Annotated in this window: 18 protein-coding genes; 12 read left to right on the forward strand and 6 right to left on the reverse strand. The window is 67.2% G+C overall.

The window, feature by feature from the left end:
- The first annotated feature begins 93 nt into the window (after positions 1-93).
- The 5 genes from LMJ30_RS13620 to LMJ30_RS13640 are packed head-to-tail and all read left to right on the forward strand — an operon-like array spanning position 94 to position 7478.
- Positions 94-3783 carry an EAL domain-containing protein gene (locus tag LMJ30_RS13620; RefSeq protein ID WP_229432857.1) on the forward strand — a complete coding sequence of 1230 codons (3690 nt, stop codon included), beginning with the start codon at positions 94-96 and terminating at the stop codon, positions 3781-3783.
- A gap of 10 nt (positions 3784-3793) precedes the next feature.
- The gene (locus LMJ30_RS13625) at positions 3794-4678 is read left to right on the forward strand and encodes an HDOD domain-containing protein (protein WP_229432858.1); all 885 of its coding nucleotides are present in this window, start codon (positions 3794-3796) and stop codon (positions 4676-4678) included.
- Positions 4679-4687: 9 nt separating this feature from the next.
- The gene (locus tag LMJ30_RS13630; protein WP_229432859.1) at positions 4688-5641 is read left to right on the forward strand and encodes an ATP-binding protein; all 954 of its coding nucleotides are present in this window, start codon (positions 4688-4690) and stop codon (positions 5639-5641) included.
- Positions 5638-6945: a response regulator c-di-GMP phosphodiesterase, NosR family gene (gene nosR / locus LMJ30_RS13635; RefSeq protein ID WP_229432860.1), complete on the forward strand. Its 1308-nt coding sequence runs from the start codon at positions 5638-5640 to the stop codon at positions 6943-6945. Before LMJ30_RS13630 ends, nosR begins: the two co-directional genes overlap by 4 nt.
- A gap of 2 nt (positions 6946-6947) precedes the next feature.
- Positions 6948-7478 (forward strand): response regulator, encoded by a 531-nt coding sequence (locus LMJ30_RS13640; protein WP_229432861.1) that lies wholly within the window; start codon positions 6948-6950, stop codon positions 7476-7478.
- A gap of 9 nt (positions 7479-7487) precedes the next feature.
- Here LMJ30_RS13640 and LMJ30_RS13645 read toward each other — a convergent pair whose 3' ends face one another.
- Positions 7488-8441 (reverse strand): DMT family transporter, encoded by a 954-nt coding sequence (locus tag LMJ30_RS13645; protein WP_229432862.1) that lies wholly within the window; start codon positions 8439-8441, stop codon positions 7488-7490.
- Positions 8442-8708: 267 nt separating this feature from the next.
- Here LMJ30_RS13645 and LMJ30_RS13650 point away from each other — a divergent pair, with 267 nt between their 5' ends.
- Positions 8709-8960, forward strand: a complete 252-nt coding sequence (locus tag LMJ30_RS13650; RefSeq protein WP_229432863.1) for a hypothetical protein — start codon at positions 8709-8711, stop codon at positions 8958-8960.
- Positions 8961-8963: 3 nt separating this feature from the next.
- On the opposite strand, the gene LMJ30_RS13655 is transcribed toward LMJ30_RS13650, so the two are convergent.
- Complete coding sequence (locus LMJ30_RS13655; protein WP_229432864.1) at positions 8964-10685, reverse strand: sensor domain-containing protein; 1722 nt, start codon at positions 10683-10685, stop codon at positions 8964-8966.
- Positions 10686-10976: 291 nt separating this feature from the next.
- Between LMJ30_RS13655 and LMJ30_RS13660 the strand changes: the two genes are divergently transcribed.
- Positions 10977-11576, forward strand: coding sequence for a class I SAM-dependent methyltransferase (locus LMJ30_RS13660; protein ID WP_229432865.1), 600 nt, complete (start codon positions 10977-10979; stop codon positions 11574-11576).
- On the opposite strand, the gene LMJ30_RS13665 is transcribed toward LMJ30_RS13660, so the two are convergent.
- Positions 11573-12868: a hypothetical protein gene (locus LMJ30_RS13665; protein ID WP_229432866.1), complete on the reverse strand. Its 1296-nt coding sequence runs from the start codon at positions 12866-12868 to the stop codon at positions 11573-11575. The genes LMJ30_RS13660 and LMJ30_RS13665 overlap by 4 nt on opposite strands.
- A gap of 255 nt (positions 12869-13123) precedes the next feature.
- Here LMJ30_RS13665 and LMJ30_RS13670 point away from each other — a divergent pair, with 255 nt between their 5' ends.
- Positions 13124-14119: a diacylglycerol/lipid kinase family protein gene (locus LMJ30_RS13670; protein ID WP_229432867.1), complete on the forward strand. Its 996-nt coding sequence runs from the start codon at positions 13124-13126 to the stop codon at positions 14117-14119.
- On the opposite strand, the gene LMJ30_RS13675 is transcribed toward LMJ30_RS13670, so the two are convergent.
- From LMJ30_RS13675 to LMJ30_RS13685, 3 genes are all read right to left on the reverse strand, one after another.
- Entirely contained in the window at positions 14116-14724 is a 609-nt protein-coding gene (locus LMJ30_RS13675) for an excalibur calcium-binding domain-containing protein (RefSeq protein ID WP_229432868.1), read from the reverse strand. The genes LMJ30_RS13670 and LMJ30_RS13675 overlap by 4 nt on opposite strands.
- Before the next feature lie 90 nt (positions 14725-14814).
- Positions 14815-16428: a L,D-transpeptidase family protein gene (locus LMJ30_RS13680; RefSeq protein WP_229432869.1), complete on the reverse strand. Its 1614-nt coding sequence runs from the start codon at positions 16426-16428 to the stop codon at positions 14815-14817.
- Positions 16429-16480: 52 nt separating this feature from the next.
- On the reverse strand, positions 16481-17059 hold the full coding sequence (locus LMJ30_RS13685) for a hemerythrin domain-containing protein (RefSeq protein WP_229432870.1): 579 nt from the start codon (positions 17057-17059) through the stop codon (positions 16481-16483).
- Between the two features lie 274 nt (positions 17060-17333).
- Here LMJ30_RS13685 and LMJ30_RS13690 point away from each other — a divergent pair, with 274 nt between their 5' ends.
- The 4 genes from LMJ30_RS13690 (at position 17334) to LMJ30_RS13705 (ending at position 22194) form a co-directional block, all read left to right on the forward strand.
- A complete protein-coding gene (locus tag LMJ30_RS13690) occupies positions 17334-18050 on the forward strand; it encodes a hypothetical protein (RefSeq protein WP_229432871.1) in 717 nt (238 codons plus the stop codon).
- Positions 18004-19095 carry a peptidoglycan recognition protein family protein gene (locus LMJ30_RS13695; RefSeq protein WP_229432872.1) on the forward strand — a complete coding sequence of 364 codons (1092 nt, stop codon included), beginning with the start codon at positions 18004-18006 and terminating at the stop codon, positions 19093-19095. Before LMJ30_RS13690 ends, LMJ30_RS13695 begins: the two co-directional genes overlap by 47 nt.
- Positions 19096-19192: 97 nt before the next feature.
- Positions 19193-19543, forward strand: a complete 351-nt coding sequence (locus tag LMJ30_RS13700) for a hypothetical protein (protein ID WP_229432873.1) — start codon at positions 19193-19195, stop codon at positions 19541-19543.
- Between the two features lie 95 nt (positions 19544-19638).
- A complete protein-coding gene (locus LMJ30_RS13705) occupies positions 19639-22194 on the forward strand; it encodes a transglycosylase domain-containing protein (protein ID WP_229432874.1) in 2556 nt (851 codons plus the stop codon).
- Positions 22195-22284 lie beyond the last annotated feature (90 nt).

Raw genomic sequence — 22284 nt, forward strand, 5'->3', positions numbered from 1 at the left:
GCGGCGCGTGTCCATGGCCACCTGCGCATAGTCCTTCCGCCTGCCCGATGGCGCTTCCAGGCCGGTGCGTCGACATGATGTTATTAGAGAACTATGAAGAAGATGCCCGGACCCAAGCAGCGCACAGCACCGCCTTCCCGCAGCGCCATGCGCATGCCCGGGCCGGTGCTGGCGACCTTGCTGCTCGGATCGAGTGTCACGCTGGCGCTGTTCTTCGCCGTCAGCGCGTTCGAGTACGACCACGTACAAACCGAATTCCAGCGCCACGCCGGCAACCGGGTCGGCGCGCTCCAGGGCGGCCTGGATAATGCGGTCGAGGAGCTGGCCAACATCAACGGCCTGTTTGTCGCCAATCCCGGGCTCAGCCGCGATGAGTTTTCCCAGCTGACCGCGCCTATCCTCGAGCGCGCGCCCTACATCCGGGCCGTGGTGTTCCAGCGCGTGGTGGCGCAGCGCGAGCGCGCCGCCTTTGAAGCGGCGCGCCGGCGCGAACGGGCGTTCTCCGCCATTACCGAGCTGCGCGGCGGCAGGCTGGTCAGCGCGGCGGAACGCCCCGCCTACCGGGTGGTCGACTACATCGAGCCGCTGTCGGCCAACCGCCTGGCCCTTGGCCTCGACGCCGCCTCGCGCCAGGACCAGGCCGAGGCCGCGCAGCGCGCCTGCGCCAGCGGCGAGACCGCCATGACCGGGCTGTACCCGCTGGTACTGGGCGGCAGCGACCGCGAAGGCGTGGCCTTGTTGCGCCCGGTTTACCGCGGCGGGCCGGGTGCGCCGGGCGCGGCGCGCTGCGACCAGCTGGCAGGACAGACTGCGGTGCTGCTCAGTATCGGGCGCTTTGTCCGCGGCGCGCTCGACGGACGCAGCCTGCTCAAGCCGGAAGGATTCAACGTCAGCCTGTATGACGGCGCCCAGGCCAGCGAGGACCAGCTGGCGCACCGCATCGGCAGCGCCCCGCGCGCCGCCGACACCCGGGGGCTGCTGGTGCGCATCGCGCTCAGCCGCACCCCGGACGACGTGCGCGCGCCGGTCACGGCCGCAGGCCACACCTGGCTGGCGGTGATCTCGCCCGACCCGCAACGGCCGACCGACTTCCTGGCCTCGATCGCGGTGGCCGCGGGCGGCCTGCTGGTGACCTTGCTGGCGGCGATCCAGGCCAACATCCTGGTGGCGCGCACCCGCAACGTGCGCAAGCTGGTCGACGAGCGCACCGCGGCGCTGACCGGCGCCAACCGCAAGCTCAAGCTGCTCGACCAGGCGATCGAGGCCAGCGTCAGCGGCACCGTCATCATCAGCGCGCGCGCGCCCGGCTACGTCATCGAGTACGTCAACCCGGCATTCGAGCGCATGCTCGGCTACAGCGCCGCCGAGGTGGTGGGACGCGAGTCGGCGATGCTGCTCACGCGCGAAGACGGCCGGCGCGACGTGCCCGAGATCCGCGAGGCGCTGGCGGCGCAGCGCGAGGCCCATGTGTCGCTGCGCGTGCTGCGCAAGGACGGCACCCCGGTCTGGTCGGAGATGGATATCGCCCCGGTGCGCGACGCCGCCGGCGCGGTCAGCCACTTCGTGATCGCCCACTACGACATCACCGACAAGAAGCGCTCGGAAGAAGAGCTGCTCTACCGCGCCAACCACGACGTCCTGACCGGCCTGGCCAACCGCCGACTGGTGGTCGACAAGCTGCAGGACATGATCGCCGCGGCGGCGCGGCGCAAGGGCTCGATCTGGGTGATGTTCATTGACCTGGACCGCTTCAAGCGCATCAACGACAGCCTGAGCCACCGCGTCGGCGACGAGTTCCTGAAGCTGATGGCCGAGCGCCTGCGCGCCAGCGTGCGCGGGATCGACGTGGTGGCGCGCCTGCATGGCGACGAATTCCTGATCGCCTTCCCGGAAACGGGCGATCCGCCCGCCATTGCGCTGGTCGTGCAGCGGGTCATGGCGCGCATCGCCGAGCCGGTCACGGTGGCGGGCCACGAACTGACGGTGTCGTGCAGCGCCGGGGTGGCCAAGTACCCGGGTGACGGCGACACGGCCGATGTCCTGATCGACAACGCCGACATCGCGATGTACAAGGCCAAGGAGCGGGGCCGCAACAACGTGCAGTGTTTCGAGGCGGGCATGAACGAGCACGTGCAGGAGCGCCTGCGCCTCGAGCGCGCGCTGCGGCTGGCGCACGAGCGCGGCGAATTCGTGCTGCACTACCAGCCGCAGTTTGACCTGTCCAGCGGGGCGCTGGTGGGCCTGGAGGCGCTGCTGCGCTGGGAGAGCCCGGAATTTGGCACGGTGGCGCCGGCGCGCTTCATTGCGCTGGCCGCCGAGACCGGCCTGATCATCCCGATCGGCGACTGGGTGCTGCGCACCGCCTGCGCCCAGGCCGAAGCCTGGCGGGCGGCGGGGCTGGGCGCGCCGCGCATCGCCGTCAACCTGTCGGCGCGCCAGTTCCGCCAGCCCGAGCTGGTGCAGACGGTGGCGGCGGCGCTGCGCGATACCGGCCTCGAACCGGCGCGGCTCGAACTCGAACTGACCGAGACCCTGGTGATGGACGATATCGGCGACGCCGTGCAGGTCATGCGCCGCCTGCGCGAACTGGGCATCGGCCTGTCGGTCGACGACTTCGGCACCGGTTACTCCAGCCTGGCCAGCCTGAAGGAATTCCCGGTCGAGGTGCTGAAGATCGACCGCTCGTTCGTGCGCGACATCAGGCCGTACTCGCATGACACCTCGATCCCGGATGCGATCATCTCGATGGCCCACAGCCTGGGCATGCGCGTGATCGCCGAAGGCGTCGAAAGCGAGGCCCAGTGCGAATTTTTGGCCCGCAACATGTGCGACGAAGTGCAGGGCTACCTGTTCTCGCGCCCGCTCCCGGCCGGGGCCATGGAAGCCTATCTGCGCGAAGGCCACACGGTGCCGGAACACCTGCGCCGCATGTACAAGCGCCAGCGCACCTTGCTGCTGGTGGACGACGAACCGAATATTTTGTCGGCGCTGCGGCGGCTGATCCGCTCAAGCGGCTACAAGGTCCTGACCGCGTCGTCGGGCATCGAAGGACTGGAAGTGCTGGCCCAGAATGAGGTCGACGTGATCGTCTCGGACCAGCGCATGCCGGGCATGACCGGGGTCGACTTCCTGCGCAACGTCAAGCAGCTGTATCCGGATACGGTGCGCATCGTGCTGTCGGGCTTTACCGAGCTGCAGTCAGTGACCGACGCGGTCAACGAAGGCGCGATCTACAAGTTCCTGACCAAGCCGTGGGACGACGTCCAGCTGCGCGGGCATATCGAGGAAGGCTTCGCGCACAAGGAAATGGCCGACGAAAACCGCAGGCTCGGGCTGGAGGTGCGCACCGCCAACCACGGCCTGGCCCAGGCCAACCGCCAGCTCGAATCGGTGCTGCGCAAGCAGGAGCGCCAGATCGAGCGCGACGAGATCGTGCTCGACGTGGTGCGCGAAGGCCTGCAGAACGTGCCGCTGCCGATCATCGGGCTGGCCGACGACATGCTGGTGGCGTTCGCCAACCACGCGGCGCAGCGCCTGTTCGCCGGCCAGGGCATGCTGATCGGCGCCGACGCCGCCCAGGCCATGCCTGGCCTGGTGCTGGCGGTCGGCGCCCTGGCCCATGGCCAGTCGTGCGCGGTGGAAGTGCAGGGGCGCCGTTTCGTGGCCGAGGTGCGCCACCCCGGCCATGACGGCCAGATGCGTGGAATATTGATTACACTGGTCCCCCAAGAAGCGGCCGCGGCGCTCAGGGAAGCGGCCCAGGCGCAGGGCCAACCAACGTGAAAGCACAACCATGACAGAAAGCGAGCAGCTGCTGGCGCAACAGGCGGCCGTGGGCCCGCACCGGATCGCCCAGGCTGAGGTCGCGCGCAACATCCGCGACCTGCCTGCCTTGCCGACCATCGTCCTCGAGCTGATCCGGACTTTCGACCAGCCGGACGTCGACGTCGCCAGGCTGGCCGAGACCATCTCGCACGACCAGGCGCTGGCGGCGCGCACGCTGCGGGTGGCCAATTCCTCGTTCTACGGGCTGGCCTCGAAGGTCAAGACGATCAACCAGGCCATCATGGTGCTCGGCTTCGACACCGTGCGCTCGCTGGTGGCGGCCGGCGCGATCGTCCATGCGCTGCCGGGCGGCGGCGCCCACCTCGACCTGGCGCTGTTCTGGCGCCACTCGATGGCCACCGCCGTCTGCGCGCGCAACATCGCCCGCCGCACCCGCCTGAACCAGGACTACGCTTTTTTGTCCGGCCTGCTGCACGATATCGGCCGGCTGGTGCTGGCGACGCGCTTCCCGCAGCAGTATGCGGCGGCGATGGCGTGGCGCGACCAGCAGGACGCGTGGCAGGTCGACGCCGAGCAGCAGGTGCTGGGCATCGACCACCAGCAGGTCGGCCTGATGCTGGCCGAAACCTGGAAATTCCCGGCGCTGATCCAGCGCGCCATCGGCAACCACCATGCGCCCGCGCTGGACGACCTGGGCGACGTGCCCAGCATCGTCCATGTGGCCAACGCGATCGTCCATGCGCTCGACCTGGGCGGCGAGGCCGATGCGCTGGTGCCGCCGGTATCGGGCGAGGCCTGGGCCAGCCTGCGCCTCGACTGCGAGATGCTGCGCGCAGTATTCCGTGAAACCGGGGAGCAGTATGAAGAAGCTTGCAGCATTTTGTCGGCATGAGGATGATCGATGAACGATAAGGACGATTTGCCCTTCGCCCGCCGCGTCGTGCTCGGGCTGGACGAGGCCGAGGCCGAACTGCTGCGCCGCCATACCGAACTGTCGGACCTGACCGCCAAGCTGACCCTGGCCCAGGAACAGCTGCTGCAGTCCGAAAAGCTGGCGTCGATCGGCCAGCTGGCCGCGGGCGTGGCGCACGAGATCAACAACCCGATCAGCTATGTGTTCTCGAACTTCGCCACCCTGGGCGGCTATATCGACGGCATGCTGGACATGCTGGCCGCCTACCAGGCTGCCGAACAGCACATCGCCGACCCCAAGGTGCTGCAAGGGATCCGCGCGCTGCGCGCCAGCGTGGACATTGACTTCGTGACCGCCGACATCCCCGTGCTGATGGGCGAATCGCGCGAGGGCATCGAACGGGTGCGCAAGATCGTGCAGGACCTGAAGGATTTCTCGCGCGCCGACGCCCACCAGGAATGGCAGTGGAGCGACCTTCACCATGGCATCGACTCCACCCTGAACATCGTTGCCAACGAAGTCAAGTACCGGGCCGACGTCGTCAAGGAGTACGGCGACATTCCCGACATCGAATGCCTGCCGTCGCAGCTGAACCAGGTCTTCATGAACATCATCGTCAACGCCGCCCACGCGATGACGGAGCGGCGCGGCCGCATCACGATCCGTACCGCGCGCGAGGGCGAGATGGTGCGGGTCGACATCGCCGACAACGGCAGCGGCATCCCGAAAGCGATCCAGGGCCGCATCTTCGATCCCTTCTTCACCACCAAGCCGACCGGCAGCGGGACCGGCCTGGGGCTTTCGTTATCCTATGGCATCGTCCAGAAGCACCACGGGCGCATCGAGCTCGACAGCCCTCCCGGCGGCGGCGCCACCTTCAGCATCTTCCTGCCGGTACGCCACGACGCCAGCGCCGACAGCAACAAGGACCCGCACCCATGAGCAGCAACCCAGCCATCGCCCAGCCGGACAGCGCGCCCGGCCCGGCCATCCTGTGCGTCGACGACGAGCCGAACATCCTGTCGGCGCTGCGGCGCCTGTTCCGCAGCCAGGGCTACCGCGTGCACACGGCCGAAAGCGCCAGGGCCGGCCTTGAGCTGCTCGAGCGCGAACCGGTCGACCTGGTCATTTCCGACATGCGCATGCCGGAAATGAACGGCGCCGATTTCCTTGAAATCGTGCGCGCGCGCTGGCCGGCCACCCTGCGCCTGCTCCTGACCGGCTATGCCGACGTGCAGTCGATCCTGGGCGCCATCAACCGCGGCGAGATCTACCGCTACATCACCAAGCCGTGGGACGACAGCGACATCCTGCTGGTGGTGCGCCATGCGCTCGAGCGGGTCGCGCTGGAGAAGGACAAGGCCAGGCTGGAGGCGCTGACGCTGGCCCAGAACGAGTCGCTGCGCGAGCTGAACGCGACCCTGGAACAGAAGGTCGAACAGCGCACCGGCGAGGTGATGGCGGCCAACGAGCGGCTGAAGAACAACTTCCTCACCTCGATCAAGATTTTTTCCAGCCTGATCGAAATGCGCGGCGGCGCGCTGGTCGGCCACTCGCGCCGGGTGGCCGAGCTGGCGCGCCTGATCGCCAGCCGCATGGGCCTGCCCGCGCGCGAGGTGCAGGACCTGTTCATCGCCGGCCTGCTGCACGAAATCGGCAAGATCGGCTTCTCCGACGACCTGCTGCGCATGCCGGTGTCGCTGCTCAAGGGCGACTACCTGGGCCAGTACCGCAAGTACCCGCTGCTGGGCGAGCAGCTGTTGATGCCGCTCGACGAGCTGCACGAAGTGGCGCGCATCATCCGCTCGCACAAGGAGCGCTTCGACGGCGAGGGCTTTCCCGACGCGCTGGCCGGCTTCGACATCCCGCTGGGCGCGCGCATCCTGGCCGTGGCCAGCGACTTCTACAGCCTGCAGGTGGGCATGCTGACGCAGGCCAGCGTCGACGGCGAACACGCCGCCGAGCTGGTCGCGGCCAGCCGCGGCAAGCGCTACGACCCGGCGGTGGTCGAAGCCTTCTACGGCATCCGCATCGGCAAGCCGATCGCCGAGAAGGTGGCCGAGCTGTCGCTGCCGGTGGCCAAGCTGGCGCCGGGCATGCGCATGAGCCGCGACCTGGTCACGCGCGACGGCGCCTTGCTGCTGTCGGCCGACCATGTGCTGAGCACGCGCCTGATCGCCCAGATCGCCGACTTCGAGCACCGCTCGGGCGAAACCTTCGTGTTACATGTCAGGCAGGAGAAATGAGCATGAGACGTGTCCTGATCCTCGACGACGAGGTCCATGTGCTGGCAGCCCTGCAGCGCGCGCTGCGCCAGGCCTTCCCGCCCGACACCCTGGTGGTGGAGGCGTTTTCCGAACCCGAGGCGGCGGTGCTGCGCGCCGGCGAGGCCAGTTTCGACGTGGTCATGTCCGACTACCGCATGCCGGGGCTGAACGGCGCCGACGTGCTGCACCTGGTCAAGGGCATCCAGCCGGAAGCGGTGCGGCTGGTGCTGAGCGCCTCGACCGACTTTTCCGAGATCATGAACGCGGTCAACCGGGCGGAGGTGTTCCGCTACGTGGCCAAGCCGTGGAACATCGAGGAGCTGATCCGTATTTTCCAGGCCGCCTTTGCCCGCCGCGACGAGCTGGTCGGCGCACGCCTGCTGGTCGAGCAATCGCGCGCCAACGGCGCCGAGCCGTCGCCGCAAGAACTGGAAGCGCGCCGGCTGGAGGCCGAGGACCCCGGCATCACCCAGGTGAACTGGGACAAGAACGGCGGCATCCGCCTCGACTAGCGCGGCGCATCAGGGCGGGGCCGGTTGCTCTTCCATGGCGTGCACCCGCACCGACCAGGCCACCCCGGCCACCAGCAGCACGATGGCGGCGATTTCCAGCGGCCGCGGCAGCTGCTGCTTGTAGATGAAGCCGTACAGCAGGGCAAACAGGGTTTCGAACAGGATCAGCTGGCCCGACAAGGTCAGCGCCACCCGGCGGCTGGCGATATTCCACAGATGGTTGCCGATCACCGAGGCGCCCAGCGCGAGCAGGGTGTTGGCGATCCAGAACAGCGTCCAGTCGCGCCCGCTCGCGGCGCCGGCGGCGCCCGTCACATCGGCATGGAAGAACGGCAGCGCCAGCGCGGCGATGGCCAGCGCGATCGCGCCGCTCGACAAGCCGTACAGCGCCGACCACTCGGCGCTGCTGAAATGGGGATTGCGCTTCAGGTAGCGCGCATTGTCGAGGCTGTACCAGCTCCAGCACAGCAGGGCGCCGCTGGCGCACAGCACCCCGGCCAGGGTTTGCCAGGCGCTGGCGCCGGCCGCATGGGCGTGCAGGAAGAGGTCGACATTGATGAAGGCGATGCCGGTGGCCACCACCGCCAGCGGCATGGCCAGCTGGCGCAGCGGCACCGCGCCGTGGTCCTTGCGGCCCATCAGGGTGACGACGATCGGCAGCAGCCCGATGATCAGCGAGGTGGGCGCCACCCCGGCCAGCTTCACGCCCAGGGCCAGCAGCATGTAGTAGACGATATTGCCGGCCAGCGCATGGCGCACCAGCGCCGCATAGTCGCTGCGCACCAGCCGCTGCAGCAGCGACGGCAGCCGCGGGGCCATCAGCCCCAGGGCGATGGCGCCATAGGCGGCGTAGCGCCCGAGCGCCATTTCCAGCGGCGAGAAGGCGGCGAGGATTTCCGGCACGATAAACACCATGCCCCACAGGGCCCCCGCCAGCAATCCGCACAGCACGCCATTCCACATACAGATGTTCCTCTTCGACAAGCCCGCTAGTGTCTCACAAGCAGGGTCTTGGCGTTGCCGGACGCCATTTTTCTAAGCGTCATACGCGTGACATATTTCGTTTGTAGAATATAAACGTTGCCAGCGAACAGGCGAGTGTTGTGTTTGCGCCTGAGCGGTGCATTTAGAGGTCCGAATCTACTGGCACGCAGTCGGAACCGTCCTATACTGAGGCCTGAAGTGTTTCGTGGCGGGCCCAGCAAGAGGCCACGCTGCTGGGAGATGGGTATGTCTGAAAGATCATTTGCACTAGGATGCGTCGGGCTCGCGCTCGCGTTTGGGTTGGTGGTGCCCGACCCCGGCAAGGCGCCGGCGCCGTCGGCCGCACCTGCCATCGTGATGGCGCAGCCGGCGCCGCAGCCGGCGCCGGCGAAAGAAGTTGACCGGATGGAAGGGGTTCCTTTTGCCGTCCACCACGCCGCGGCGCCCAAGCCGGACACCACGCCCGCCTTGTTATGGGCGGTGCGCAGCGCGCCCTGACGCTCAACGCAAGTACGCCCCGGCCTTCGCTGCCATGCGGCGCGAGAACTCGGCTGCCGTGAGCGGTCCGCCGAAGAAAAATCCCTGGCCTTCCGTGCAACCGCGCGCCTTCAGGAAATCGACCTGGACCTGGGCCTCCACGCCCTGGGCGATGATCCGGTAGCCCAGCGCGTTGCCCATGGCCAGGGCTACCGAGGCAATCACTCTGGCGTCGCCCGGCGCGCCGATCGCGCTGACAAAGGAACGGTCGATCTTCAGGGCGTCGAGGGGGAACCGGGTCAGGCAGCTGAGGCTGGAGTATCCGGTACCGAAATCGTCGACCGCGAGCCGGACCCCGATGTCCTTCAGGCTTGAGAGCATGGCATTGCTCGCTTCCACGTCGCGCATCAGCGATGATTCGGAGATTTCCAGTTCGAGGCAGCCCGGGGCCAGTCCCGTTTGGCGCAGCACCTCCCGTACGCAGTCGGCAAAGTCGGGACGCCGGAATTCCTGCGCCGACACGTTCACCGCCATCGTCTCGAGCGCCACCCCCTCGTTTTGCCAGCGCCTGGCCTGGGCGCAGGCTTCCTTCAGTACCCAGCGCCCCAGCGGGACGATCAGGCCGACGTCTTCGGCGACAGGCAGGAAGCGTTCGGGCCCGACCGTGCCGTGCTGCGGGTGTTCCCAGCGCAGCAGCGCTTCGGCGCCACTGGCGCGCCCGCTCGCCAGCTCCACCTTGACCTGGTAATACAGCACGAACTGGCCCTGTTCCAGCGCGTGCCGCAAGTCCGCTTCCATCTGCTGGCGTTCCACTGCCAACAAGTTCATGTCGTGCTTGTAGAACTGGGCGTTGCAGCGCCCGCCGGCCTTGGCCCGGTACATCGCCGTGTCGGCGTTTTTGATCAGGGTGGCGGCGTCATGCCCGTCGTCCGGGAACACGCTGATCCCGATGCTGGCGCTCACCAGCAGCGCGTGGCCGCCGATCTCGTGCGGACGTCCCAGTTCGGCGAGGATTTTCTCGGCCGCCGCCGCCGCGTGGTGCTGGGACTGCTGGTCGGCCAGCAGCACCAGGAACTCGTCGCCGCCCTGGCGGCACACGGTATCGCTGTTGCGCACGCAGGCGCGCAAGCGGTCCGCCACCGAACACAGCAGCAGGTCGCCTACCGCGTGGCCGAGCGAGTCGTTGATCCGCTTGAAGCGGTCGAGGTCGAGGTAGAGCACCGCGAACGCGCCATTGTTGCGTTCACCCGCGGCCACGGCCTGGCGGATGCGGTCGTCCAGCATGGCGCGGTTGGGCAGGTCGGTGAGCACGTCGTGGCTCGCCAGGTGGGCCATCTGCAGCACCAGCTGCTGGGATGAGGTCACGTCGTGGAACAGCATGACCGCGCCGGACAGCATCCCGTTGTGGTCATGGATGGGCGCGGTAGAGTCTTCGATCGCGCTCTGCTTGCCGTCGCGCCTGAGCAGTACAGTGCCAACAGGCAAGCGCATCGGCGCATTGCGCTGCAGGACGATCTCCAGCGGATTGACCAGCGGCTCGAGGGTTGTCTTGCAGCGCAGGCAAATGACTTCTGCCGCCGGCCGCCCGAGCGCCTCGGCCGCCCCCCATCCGGTGAGCTTGCTGGCAGCCTCGTTCATGAATTCGATGCGCCCCATGGCGTCAACGCTGACGACGCCGTCGCCAATCGATTTCAAGGTGATCTCCGCGCGCGAACTCTGGTTAACCGCTGGTTCCTGCCCGCTCATCGCTACTCCAAAGGAAGAAGTCCACAGCAAATGGCGCAGCCTGCCGTGTGGGGACCATGATGACACTTTAATACAAGAAGTTAAGTTTTGACGTCGCGCACGGTGATTGAAAAAAATATATTCCGGCATGACCACACGACCGCCAGTAAAGGAGCGCTTCCGCGTGGGTGGTGGTGATAAATGGTGACATTCGGTTGCGAAAAAGGTGTGCGCAAAAGCTGTCACAGCGGCGCCGGAAGCTGCTAATCTAGCAAGCCATAATCCCTGCATGCATCCGCCAGCGAGACCAAGGTGAACCAGTCGATCCAATTCTTTGACGTCCAGTTCAGGAAACAGCTTGCCCGGCAGGAGCTGTCGCTGAACCCGTTTGAACAGGCTATTCTTCCTTTCGTCAAAGGCAACATGCTCGACCTGGGCTGTGGCCTGGGCAACCTGTCGATCGCGGCAGCCCAATGCGGCTACCCGGTGCTTGCGCTCGACGGTTGCGCCAGTGCGGTGGCGGCGCTCAACGAGCGCGCCGGGCGCCTCGGCCTGCCGGTGCGCGCGCGCGTGGCGAACCTGGCGGACGCCGCCGTCGCCGGACGTTTCGACACGGTCGCCTGCGTCGGCTTGCTGATGTTCTTCCCGCCGGTGCAGGCGTATGGCTGGCTGAACCGCATCAAGGAGCTGACGTGCCCGGGCGGCGTCGCGGCGGTCAATGTCCTGATCGAAGGCACCACCTACCTGGAGATGTTCAACCCGGGCGGCTACACGCTGTTCGGCCAGGACGCCCTGCATGACGCCTTTTCCGGCTGGCAGGTGCTGCACGCGGCGGTCGAGCAATTCGATGCCCCGGGCAACACCGTGAAGCGCTTTTCGACCGTGGTTGCGCGCCGCCCGCAAGGCGGCTAGACGAAGTACACGGCCGCGAAGCCGCCACCCGGCGTGCGCATATTGGTCGCCTGTCCCTGGTAGACGCGCGCGGCATGCCACTGCACTTTCCCGGCGTAACAGTAGGCGCGCAGGTCGAATTTGAGGCTTGCGGTGCCGCTCGGCGTGGCGACCATGCGCTCGGACGGCGCGACCAATGCCTGCGCCACATAGGCGCCGCCCAGGATCTCGTTCCAGACCCGCCGGGTCAGCTTGTCGCCGCGGTAGGCGGCGCGCCCGCCATAACCGTCGGCCGGTTTGAAGAAGCGCTGGCGGCGCAGGCCCCACAGGCGCTCGGCGTCGGCCGCCTCGACCAGTTCGGTATGCGGGATGCCCGCGAGCAGGATCTCCTGGGTGGCGGCCGGCACGCCCAGCGCGGCGAGGCGGGCGCGGTCGGACAGGATCGCCAGGTTGCGCTTGTTGGCGTACAGGGCGTGGGCGTGGGGATGGGGCGTGACGACGGCCGCGCGCTCGAGGTAGGCGGCGCGGATCGCCGCGCTGGCCGGCGCCTCGAGCATGAAATCGGTCATGCGGTTGTAGACCAGGTCGATGGCCGTGCCGCCGTGCCACAGGCGTCCGCCGCGCCAGTCCAGGTCCGCGGGCGCGGCGATCAGCGCCGCGATGCCGTGCTGCTGGAACAGCTTGCGGAACAACAGGAACTCGGGATACAGGTACTGCTCCTGGGGATCGGCGTCGACGATCGCCACGCTGCGCAGCGGGCCGCCGCGGCCGCCCAGGCGCCATTCTTCGCGGAACATCGCCACCACCTCGTCTTCCAGGCGGCGCGCGTCCTGCGCGCCGTGGGCGGCGCCGGCGATCGCCTGGCACGGGTCCTGGGCATGCGCCAGCGCGGCATTGAGCAGGGCGCCGCCGGCGTTGGTGTTGATTTCGATGAGGGCAATGCCGTTGTCGCCGAGGTGGAAGTCGTAGCCGAAAAACACGCCGCGCGCGCCCGGATCGTCGCGCGCGATGGCGGGCGCATTGGCCAGCACGGCCTCGCGCCAGGCGGGCAGGGCGATGACCGATTCGATCGCCGTGACCAGCCCGGCGATGCGTTCGGCGTGCTGGCGCGACACGAACACCGGCTGGCGCGAGAACAGGTGGGGACAGCGTTCGGCGATCAGTGCCGCCACTTCGGCGTCGCCGGACCCCGCTTCGAGCGCCTCCACCAGCGCCTGGCGTTCATGGCTGACGCACAGGCAACTGGCGTTCAGGCGCGCCGCGGGAGCGGCGCCGCAGTCGGTCGCGCTGATCGATATGCATGAGGTGGTCATGGTCAGGTGGCCCGCTTGCTGCGCGAGGCGTCAATGCTCATCGGGAAGTCCATTTTACCGCTCCCGGCGAGTGTGCGCCGGGCCCTACGCAGGAATCACTTCTGGTGCCGAGGGCAAGTCACATCGGCCGCACGATCCGCCCATGTGCGCGGCCATAGGACTGGCTGGCGCGCCTGAAGCATGGCCAGAACCTGTGAAAACGGGTCGTCGGTGGTACAGTCAGGGTAGCGAATACCACATCACACTGACCAGAACATGCAAGCAATCAAGCCCGATCCGCAGGCGCCGTTTTTCATTGTAGTGAACGCCGGTTCCGGCTCATCGGAAACGGCGCTGCGGCGTTCCGTGATCGAAGAAGTGCTGACCCAGGCCGGCCGGCGTTTCGAGCTGGCGCTGGTCGACGATCCGGGCAAGATTGCCGAGGTCGCCGCGCGCACGGCGGCGCAGGCCAGGGCGGCCGGCGGCATCCTGGTCGCCGCCGGCGGCGACGGCACCATCAACGCCGTCGCGCGCGAGGCGGTCGCCCAGGGCTGCCTGTTCGGCGTCCTGCCGCAGGGTACCTTCAACTATTTCGGCCGCACCCACCATATTCCCGAAGACCTGGGCGACGCCGTGCGCGCGCTGCTCGACGCCCAGGTGCAGCCGGTGCAGGTCGGCGTCGTCAATGACCGCATCTTCCTGGTCAACGCCAGCATCGGCCTGTATCCGCGCCTGCTCGAAGAGCGCGAAATCGACAAGAAGCAATTCGGCCGCAGTCGTTTCGTGGCCTTCCTGTCTGGCCTGAAAACGTTTTTCAGCCCCCACCGCCGCCTGCGCATCACCCTGGAACTCGACGGCAAGGAACATGCGCTGCGCACGTCCACCCTATTCGTCGGCAACAACCGGCTGCAGATGGAGCAGGTCGGCATCGCCCCCTTGTCGGACGCGGTCGAGGACGGCAAACTGGCGGCCATCGCGCCCAAGTCGGTCGGCAAGCTCGGCATGCTGGGCTTGATGCTGCGGGCGATGTTGGGACGGCTGGGCGAGGCCGACAACCTGGTGACCTTCAGCTTCAGGCGCATGACGGTCAAGCCGCGCAAGTTCTACGGCAAGCGGCGGGTCAAGGTGGCCACCGATGGCGAGGTGACGCAGATGACGACGCCGCTGGAATTCCGGGTGCTGGAAGGCCAGCTGTTGTTGCTCAAGCCGGCCGATTCGGAGGCGCGGCCCAGCGCGGCGCCCGCCTCGGACGCGCCCCGGATGCAGGCTTAGGGGCCCGGCGGCAGGGCGGCCTGCGCTGGCTTGCACCACTGCGTTTCGCAGGGGATGCCGTCGCGGTCGCCGTCCATCTCGGCGCCGGGACATTGCTCCTGGAAGTAGGTCGCTTCCGCGCATGACTTCATCTGGCTGCAGCGGGTCCGCCCGTCGCAGCCCGGCGGCGCCGGCCGCGCGAAGCGGGATGCGGCCACCAGGTCGGTCCGGTGCGCGCGCAACGCCGCGGCGGCGGCTTCGGCCGCGACGGGCGCAGGTGCCGGAACCGGCTGGCCGCCCTGGTGGCGCATGCTGGCGTAGTACAAGGCCGCAGTGGCCGTCAGGACCACCAGCGCGGCGGTGAACATCGATGACGATGAGCGCGCCTGTTGGTGCTTGACCGCCACGCGCGAGGACACGCGGGGGCGGGAGATGCTGTGGGCGTGCTTGATGCCGCCGGGTCCGAGTTCCACGCCAAACGAGACGGCTTCGCCGACGGCAGGGGCTGGTCCATCCTGCGGGAATTCCGATGCATGCACGATGATGTCGTCACCGCCTTTGCCGGGGGTGATAACGCCGCTGGCCGTGGCTTCATTCCATGATGTCAGTAGTCCGTCAAAACGCATAAGTCCCGTACCAAATTTTCCGCATGGAAAGATGGTAGCAGTTGGACCAAGCGAGAAATGCGTACTTTGTCACCCCGCCGGGCGAGCCTATCAACCTTGATGGGTATGCAGCGCTTGTTCCAGCGCCACGTCGCGCCGGTAGATATCGCGCGTGAACAGGACGCTGCCGTCGCGGTCCACCATGGCGGTGGCATAGAACAGCACGACCGGAATCGGCGCGCTCAGATTGACTTTGCGCATCGGGCCCGGCGCCATCGCCGCCGCCACGCTGTCGAACGTCCATTCGGGCTGGTCGCCGAGCACGAAATGGGCCAGTTCCAGCGGTTTCTCGACGCGGATGCAGCCGTGGCTGAGGTCGCGCCGGTTACGCGCGAACAGTTCGCGCTGCGAGGTCGAATGCAGGTAGATGTTCATCGGATTGGGCATCGCGAATTTGACAGCGCCGAGCGCGTTCTTCGGCCCCGGACGCTGCCGTACCCTCAGCTTGCCCGCGCGCAGCGCAGCCAGGCTGGCGTCGGTGACGGTCGTGGCAGGCGTAGCGAGGCCGGCGCCGACCAGCTCCATCTCGTTGCGCGCCAGGTAGTCGCGGTCGCGCATCAGTTTGGGCAGCAGCTCGCCCAGCGCGATGCTGCTCGGTACGTTCCAGTAAGGATTGAACTCGAGGTAGCGCATCTGGCCGATGAACAGCGGGGTCGGCGTCTTGACCGACTCGCCGACAATCACGCGCATCTCCAGCGGCGCCGCTTGCGCTCCCGTGGCGCCGATGTCCAGCGCCCACAGGCGGTAGGCCGGCAGGTTGACGGCGATGACGCGGCCGGGACCGAGCGCGGGCAGCCAGCGCAGCCGTTCGAGCGTGAGTTCGAGCTGGCGCACCCGCCGGCTGAGCGGGACATTGAGCGCGGCCATGGTCTCCTTGCCGAGCACGCCGTCGGCTTCGAGTCCATGGCGCAGCTGGAAGTGGCGCACGCCCTCGGCCAGCGCGGGCGTATAGGCGCCGTCGCCGGTGGCCGCGCTGCCGGGCGGCAGGTCGCCCAGCAAGACCAGGCGCTCGCGCAACTGCGCCGCGCCGGCGTACGGGTCGCCGGCACGCAGCGTGGCCGGGAGCGGCAAGGCACTGTGCTGCCCGGTGGCGGCCAGCGCGCGGTAATGCGCCAGCGCGTCCTTCACCCGTGCATAGAACGGAAACGCCGGTTGGGCCGCCGCGACGGCCGCGGCAAGGCCGCCGCCGTCGAGCGCGGCGCGCAACTGGACGACCGGATCGAAGCTGTGCAGGCGCGGGTCGGGCAGGGTGGTATGGAATTCGGAGGTCACCCGGCCGACGCGCAGGTCGGCAAGGTAATGCAGCATGGCGCGGGTCAGGGCGGCGTCGAAGCGCGGCTCGCCGGCGTCGCCGTCGTCAAGCTGGGCACGCAGCGCATCGCTTCGGTACTCCGCAGGACTGAGCCCGTGGGCCTCGGCGCCATCGAGCAGGGCCAGCGCCAGTTTCGCGCTGTGCCCGCTCCAGGCCGGCGCGTAGCCGCGCGGCGCGTAGAAGCGTTGCAGCCAGTTGCGTTCGTCATAAGGGCGCGCCGCCGGCGGGGCCGACAGCGACGCAGTGGCGAGAGCCTCGATGGTGGCCGCGGCGGGCGCGGCTGCGGCGGGCAGGGCGAGGAAGAGCGACGTGGCTGCTGCCAGCGCCAGGCGTTTCAGGTAAGGCGTGTTCATACAGACACGATATCGCATTCGGCGGCATCGTGCCTGAAAAGTATCAGCCCCCTCAGGCGTGGCGCCGGGAGATGAATTTGGCCGCCATCATCGCGCTGGCCAGCCCGACCACAATGGCAGTGGTGCTGCCCGAGAATCCGACCAGCGTGTTCTTGGCCACCTTGCCCGCTTTCGGCGACAGCAGCTCGAGGCGGCGGCGGGTCATCTGCGCGCCCAGTTCGTTCAGGCGGTCCTTGCTGAGCATGCGCTCCGCTTCCGGCAGCAGCACGGTTTCCTCGTCGGCGACGTGGTGCATGATGTCGCGCATTAGTTCGTGCATCAGCCCGTCATGGCGGAAATCGCTGGCGTCGGTGGCGCGCAGGTTGGCGATCAGGCGCTTGATTTCTTCATGCTCGGCCGGGCTCTTCTGGATGACCGGTTCGCCGCCGGCCAGGCCGCGCATCACCGGATAAAAAATTTCTTCTTCCAGCGTGGCGTGGATCTCGACCGCATCGCAGATCGTTTCGGCCAGCGCTTTCTTGACGCTTGGCCGGGTGGTGCCGGTGTACTGGTGGAAGGTGACCATCACGTGCGAGTGGTCGAAACGGATCATGTCCGTGATCGAAGGACTGAGTTTGCTGAGTGCCGACATCGTTTTTCTCCCATTAGGCTGACATTGCCATCTTAAATTTCGATCTTCGCTGCGGGAGTAGGACGGACACCCGCCCGCATGTCGGCGCGTTGCGGGAGGCGTTGGACTGTTAAAAAAAGAATGTTTTCGATTGGAATGTTAAGAAATGACAATTCTTCACCACAGGAAAAACTTATACCTATACTTTCCAAGCCCTTGACCGCGACGCGCGGCCGGCCGTACCGGGCATTCTGCCTGCGCCGCAGGCTTCGTCATCTGGACCAGGAGGCTGTCAATGAAGTTGAACAACAAGGCCGGGCTGCTTGTCGCCCTGTTCGCCGCAGGAATGGCAGGGGCGCCCGCCGCATTTGCCGACGGCAAGGCAAGCGAATTGAACCTGCACGCGAAGAAATACCAGCAGTACTTTGCCGAGGCGTCGGCGGAATTCAACGTGCCGGTCGAGCTGCTCGAGGCGATCGCGTACGCCGAGACGCGCTGGCGCCACCACATGCCGAAAGGGCAGGCGCGCAAGAACGGCGAGCCGGACGTCGAGGTCGACCCGCACGGCGGCATGCCGCCCAACTACGGCATCATGGGTTTGCGCAACGACAGCCACTTTGGCACCTCGCTGGTGCAGGCCGCCGGCCTGATCCGAGAGCAGCCCGCCACCTTGCTTAGCAGCACGCGCGCGAATATCCGCGGCGCCGCCGCGCTGCTGGCCTACCACGGCGCGCGCAAAACCCGCGCTTTCCCGCTGGAAGACTGGGAGCGGGCGGTGGCTTTATACAGCGGCATACCGCAGCCCGAAATTGCCCAGCTGTACACCTATGAGGTGTTTACCGCCATCCGCCAGGGCCGCGAGGGCGCCGACTACAAGATCCGCCAGCGCCACGTCGAGATGGAAAAAATCTACGGCCGCGACAAGCTGAAGAAGCTGGCCGCACCGCGCATCACCGTTGAGACCGGTGTGCCGGACCCGAAGATCTCGGTCCCCGACTTCCAGTCGAAATAACGCGCCCACCTGGAGAATAATCAAGACGAAGAACACTATTGATGGCCTGCTCGCAGGCCTGCTGGTCGCCTGCGCGGCCGCCGCGCTGCCGGCTGCTGCATCGACCGATTACCCGCCGGCGATCTGGAACCCGGCGGCAAGCTGCAACTACTCGGCGCGCACCGTCTCGGTCAGCCACGTGGCGGTCCACACGACGCAGGGCTCGTATGCCGGCTCCATTTCATGGTTCCAGAACTGCAGCGCCGGCGTCAGCGCCCACTACGTGATCCGTTCGTCGGACGGCCAGGTGACGCAGATGGTGCGCGAAGCGGACAAGGCCTGGCACATCGGCAATTCCAATGGCTACACGGTCGGCATCGAGCATGAGGGCTATGTCGCCAATCCGTCCGCCTGGTACACCACGGCCATGTACAACGCCTCGGCCGACCTGACCCGCGACATCCTGGCCTCGCGCGCACTGGCGCAAAAGGTGTATGACGGCGCCAGCGGCTGGAATGCGGTGCTTCCCGACGCCAACTTCGACGTCAAGGGCCACGTCAACTACGCCAGCCAGTCGCATACCGACCCCGGCTCGGGCTGGGACTGGCCGCGCTATAAGCAGCTGGTGACCAGCGGATCGGGCAGCGGCGGCGGTGCGACCCCGACCCTGACCTGGCCAGTAGTCCAGTACGGCAATACGGGCGAGCGGGTGCGCACCGTCCAGTACCTGCTGCAGCAGTGGGGCTACAGCGTGACGGCGGACGGCAGCTTCGGCAGCACCACGTTGACCGCGGTGAAAAACTTCCAGGCGTCGCAGGGCCTGGGCGCTGACGGCGTGGTCGGCAACGCCAGCTGGCCCGCGCTGACGGTGCTGGCCCAGCAGGGCGACTCGGGCGCGAAGGTGAGGGCGGTGCAAAGCCAGCTGGTCGAGAGCGGCTATGCGGTCGCGGTGGACGGCGTCTTCGGGCCGGGCACCGACAGCGCGGTGCGCAGCTTCCAGGGCGCCAAAGGCCTGGGTGTGGACGGCATCGTCGGCGAAAACACCTGGAACAAGTTCGCCTGGTAGGACCGCCAGCGGTGCGTGCCGCCGCGCGCGCTTGTGCTATACATCTGGCCATGGGGCGCGCCTTTGCGGGCGCGCCCGGCTCACACCAGGAGGAAACATGGCGACACAGATGATCCGCATTTTCGACCAATATGCCGACGCCGAGGCGGCGCGCGACGCGCTGCTGGCGGCCGGCTATGCGCGCGATTCGGTCAGGGTGAGCGTGCGCGACGACGAGGCCGGCCCGGTGCAGGGCAATTTCACCGTCGGCAATGCCACCGAAGCGCCGGGCGGCATGGGCGAAGGCCACCATACCTATGCGCGCAATTATGAAAACGTTGCCCAGCGCGGCCTGTGCATGGTGGTGCTGGACGCGGTCGACGGTCCCGAGGCCGCCGCGGCCGCCGAACTGATGGGCCGCTTCGGCGGACGCGACATCGATACGCTGGCGCCGCCATCGGCGCACTAGGCCTGCTTTCTCCTGTCGCCACCCGTAACGCATTTTTTTGCCTGCGTCGGCTATACTCGGCCATTCGCAATAAATGAACATTTGGCAAGGCATACATGGTGGACGATAACGATAAACTGGCGCAACGCATGCGCCAGAAGGCCCGCCGCGCGGGCAGCGCGGCAACGACTGGCGCGCAAGCGGGCTACGCGCGGTTCAGGGAGCACCTGTTGCGCTATCCACCGGCGCAGCGCGCGGGACTGATCGTACTGTGGGGCATCGCGGCCCTGCTCGGATTGCTGTTGCTGTATGTGCTGATCCTGATTCCGCTCACGCCCGGCATCAGCGACCTGCGCCAGGCGCGCGAAGCCAAAGCCAGCACCCTGGTGACGGCCGACGGCAAGCAGCTGGCCACCTTCGAGTCGGGCCTGCAGGAGCGGGTCAAGCTGGACAAGATCTCGCCCCACGTGATCAAGGCGCTGGTGGCCACCGAGGACCACCGCTTCTACGACCACAACGGCATCGATTTCCGCCGCACCGTCGGCGCGGTGCTGTACACCCTGCGCGGCGATTCCCAGGGCGGCTCGACCATTACCCAGCAGCTGGCGCGCAATATGTTCCCGGAAGAGATCGGGCGTTCGCGCAACCTGAACCGCAAGCTGAAGGAAATGATCACCGCGATCAAGATCGAGGCGACCTATAGCAAGACCGAGATCCTGGAAGCCTACCTGAACACGGTGCCTTTCCTGTACAACACCTTCGGCATCGAGATGGCGGCGCGCACCTACTTCGACAAGCCGGCCGCCAGGCTCGACATCCTCGAAAGCGCGACCCTGGTCGGTATGCTCAAGGGCACCAAGTACTACAACCCGGTGACCAACCCGGAACGCTCGGTCGAGCGGCGCAATGTGGTGCTGGGCCAGATGCTCAAGCACGGCGTGATCGACGAGGCGCGCTTCAAGGCGCTCAAGAAGCGCCCGCTGCGCCTGCATTTCGAGCGCCAGCCCGAACGGGGCGGCACCGACAGCCACTTCTCGGCGCACGTGCGCAAGTGGATGATCCAGTGGGCCGACGAGAACGACTACAACCTCCAGCTCGACGGGCTGGTGGTGCACACCACGCTCGACTCGGCGCTGCAGCAGGCGGCGGTGCGCGCGGTCGACCGCCAGGGCAAGGCGCTGCAGATCATCGCCGACATCGAATGGAGCCAGCCGGGGCTGTCTTACACCTCGTCGACCGGCGCCTACGCCGGCATGCATCATGCGATCAACCCGTTCGAATACTTCTGGAAATCCAAGCGCGGCCTGCTCGACGCCTTCGTGCGCGACACCGCCGAATACCGCAATGCCGTCGAGGCAGGCGAGGCGGGCAAGGACGTGCTCAAGCGCCTGAAGTCCGACCGCAAGTTCATGGCCGCGCTGCGCAGCGCCAAGACGCGCCTGGAAACCGGCTTCGTGGCGATGGACCCGACCACCGGCGAGGTCAAGGCCTGGGTCGGCAGCCGCGACTTCGAGCGCGACCAGTTCGACCACGTGGCCCAGGCCCTGCGCCAGCCCGGCTCGACCTTCAAGCCGATCGTCTACGGCGCCGCGCTGGAAAAAGGCATGTCGCCGGAACAGCCCTACGTTGACGCGGTGCTCGACATCAAGGCCGGCGACGGCAAGATCTGGCGCCCGACCGACATGACCGGCTCGAGCGGCAACCGGATGACCTTGCGCGACGGCCTGGTGTATTCGAAGAACACGATTACCGCCCAGGTGATGCAGGATGTCGGGCTGCCCGGCATCATCCAGCTGGCGCGCGACCTCGGCATCAAGGACAGCCCGCTGTCGCCGGTGCCGTCGCTGGCGCTGGGCACCAGTCCGGTCACCCTGCTGGAAATGGTCAACGCCTATTCGACCATCGCCGCCCAGGGTGAATACCGCGCGCCGGTGTTCGTCAAGCGCATCACCGACCGCGAAGGCAATGTGATCGCCGAGTTCGGCGGCGAGTCGCCGCGCCGCGCGATGTCGAGCGAATCGGCGATCAACCTGATCGACATGATGCGCGGCGTCATCAACCGCGGCACCGGCACCGGCGTGCGCTACCGCTTCGGCATCACCGCCGACGTGGCCGGCAAGACCGGCACCACCCAGAAGAACGCCGACGGCTGGTTTATCCTGATGCACCCGAACCTGGTGGCGGGCGCCTGGGTCGGCTTCAACGACAACCGGGTGGCGATGCGCAGCAATTACTGGGGGCAAGGCGGCCACAACGCGATCCTGCTGGTGGGCGACTTCTTCAAGGCCGCGCTGGACTCGGGCAAGCTCGATGCGCGCGCCACCTTCCCGGGCGCGCCTCGTCCTGCGCCGGTGCGCGAGGAAGAGCCGGTCGAGGTGATGGAGGAGCCGGGCGAGCTGTATGAAGACGGCGTGGCCCCGGCCGAGCCGGTGCTGGACGAGCCGGTCGAAGTCGAGGGCGAGGAAGAGATCATCGAAGTGGCGCCTGAGCAGCCGGAACCGCTGCGCGATCCTGGCTTCGGCCGCCGCGCGGAACCAGAACCGGTCCGCGATCCTGGCTTCGGCCGCCGCATCGAACCGGAGCCGCCGCGCCAGCTGGAACCGGGCCGCCGCGCCGAGCCGGTCGAGCTGCCTGAACCGGTGCTGGAAACGCCTGTCGAGGACCTGCCGTAACGCTGGGAAACAACTAATCTCACGCTTAACTTCTTAACATCAAACCTTGGCGTGGGTTGGAATCAGGGTCGGCGAAATGCTTGACCATGA

The sequence above is a fragment of the Massilia agrisoli genome, assembly GCF_020831365.1.
GTDB classification, from domain to species: domain Bacteria; phylum Pseudomonadota; class Gammaproteobacteria; order Burkholderiales; family Burkholderiaceae_D; genus Telluria_A; species Telluria_A agrisoli.

Coding starts and splice junctions, on each gene's coding strand:
- LMJ30_RS13620 (WP_229432857.1), top strand. CDS start 94: ATGAAGAAGATGCCCGGACCCAAGCAGCGCACAGCACCGCCTTCCCGC.
- LMJ30_RS13625 (WP_229432858.1), top strand. CDS start 3,794: ATGACAGAAAGCGAGCAGCTGCTGGCGCAACAGGCGGCCGTGGGCCCG.
- LMJ30_RS13630 (WP_229432859.1), top strand. CDS start 4,688: ATGAACGATAAGGACGATTTGCCCTTCGCCCGCCGCGTCGTGCTCGGG.
- nosR (WP_229432860.1), top strand. CDS start 5,638: ATGAGCAGCAACCCAGCCATCGCCCAGCCGGACAGCGCGCCCGGCCCG.
- LMJ30_RS13640 (WP_229432861.1), top strand. CDS start 6,948: ATGAGACGTGTCCTGATCCTCGACGACGAGGTCCATGTGCTGGCAGCC.
- LMJ30_RS13645 (WP_229432862.1), bottom strand. CDS start 8,441: ATGTGGAATGGCGTGCTGTGCGGATTGCTGGCGGGGGCCCTGTGGGGC.
- LMJ30_RS13650 (WP_229432863.1), top strand. CDS start 8,709: ATGTCTGAAAGATCATTTGCACTAGGATGCGTCGGGCTCGCGCTCGCG.
- LMJ30_RS13655 (WP_229432864.1), bottom strand. CDS start 10,685: ATGAGCGGGCAGGAACCAGCGGTTAACCAGAGTTCGCGCGCGGAGATC.
- LMJ30_RS13665 (WP_229432866.1), bottom strand. CDS start 12,868: ATGACCACCTCATGCATATCGATCAGCGCGACCGACTGCGGCGCCGCT.
- LMJ30_RS13670 (WP_229432867.1), top strand. CDS start 13,124: ATGCAAGCAATCAAGCCCGATCCGCAGGCGCCGTTTTTCATTGTAGTG.
- LMJ30_RS13675 (WP_229432868.1), bottom strand. CDS start 14,724: ATGCGTTTTGACGGACTACTGACATCATGGAATGAAGCCACGGCCAGC.
- LMJ30_RS13680 (WP_229432869.1), bottom strand. CDS start 16,428: ATGAACACGCCTTACCTGAAACGCCTGGCGCTGGCAGCAGCCACGTCG.
- LMJ30_RS13685 (WP_229432870.1), bottom strand. CDS start 17,059: ATGTCGGCACTCAGCAAACTCAGTCCTTCGATCACGGACATGATCCGT.
- LMJ30_RS13690 (WP_229432871.1), top strand. CDS start 17,334: ATGAAGTTGAACAACAAGGCCGGGCTGCTTGTCGCCCTGTTCGCCGCA.
- LMJ30_RS13700 (WP_229432873.1), top strand. CDS start 19,193: ATGGCGACACAGATGATCCGCATTTTCGACCAATATGCCGACGCCGAG.
- LMJ30_RS13705 (WP_229432874.1), top strand. CDS start 19,639: ATGGTGGACGATAACGATAAACTGGCGCAACGCATGCGCCAGAAGGCC.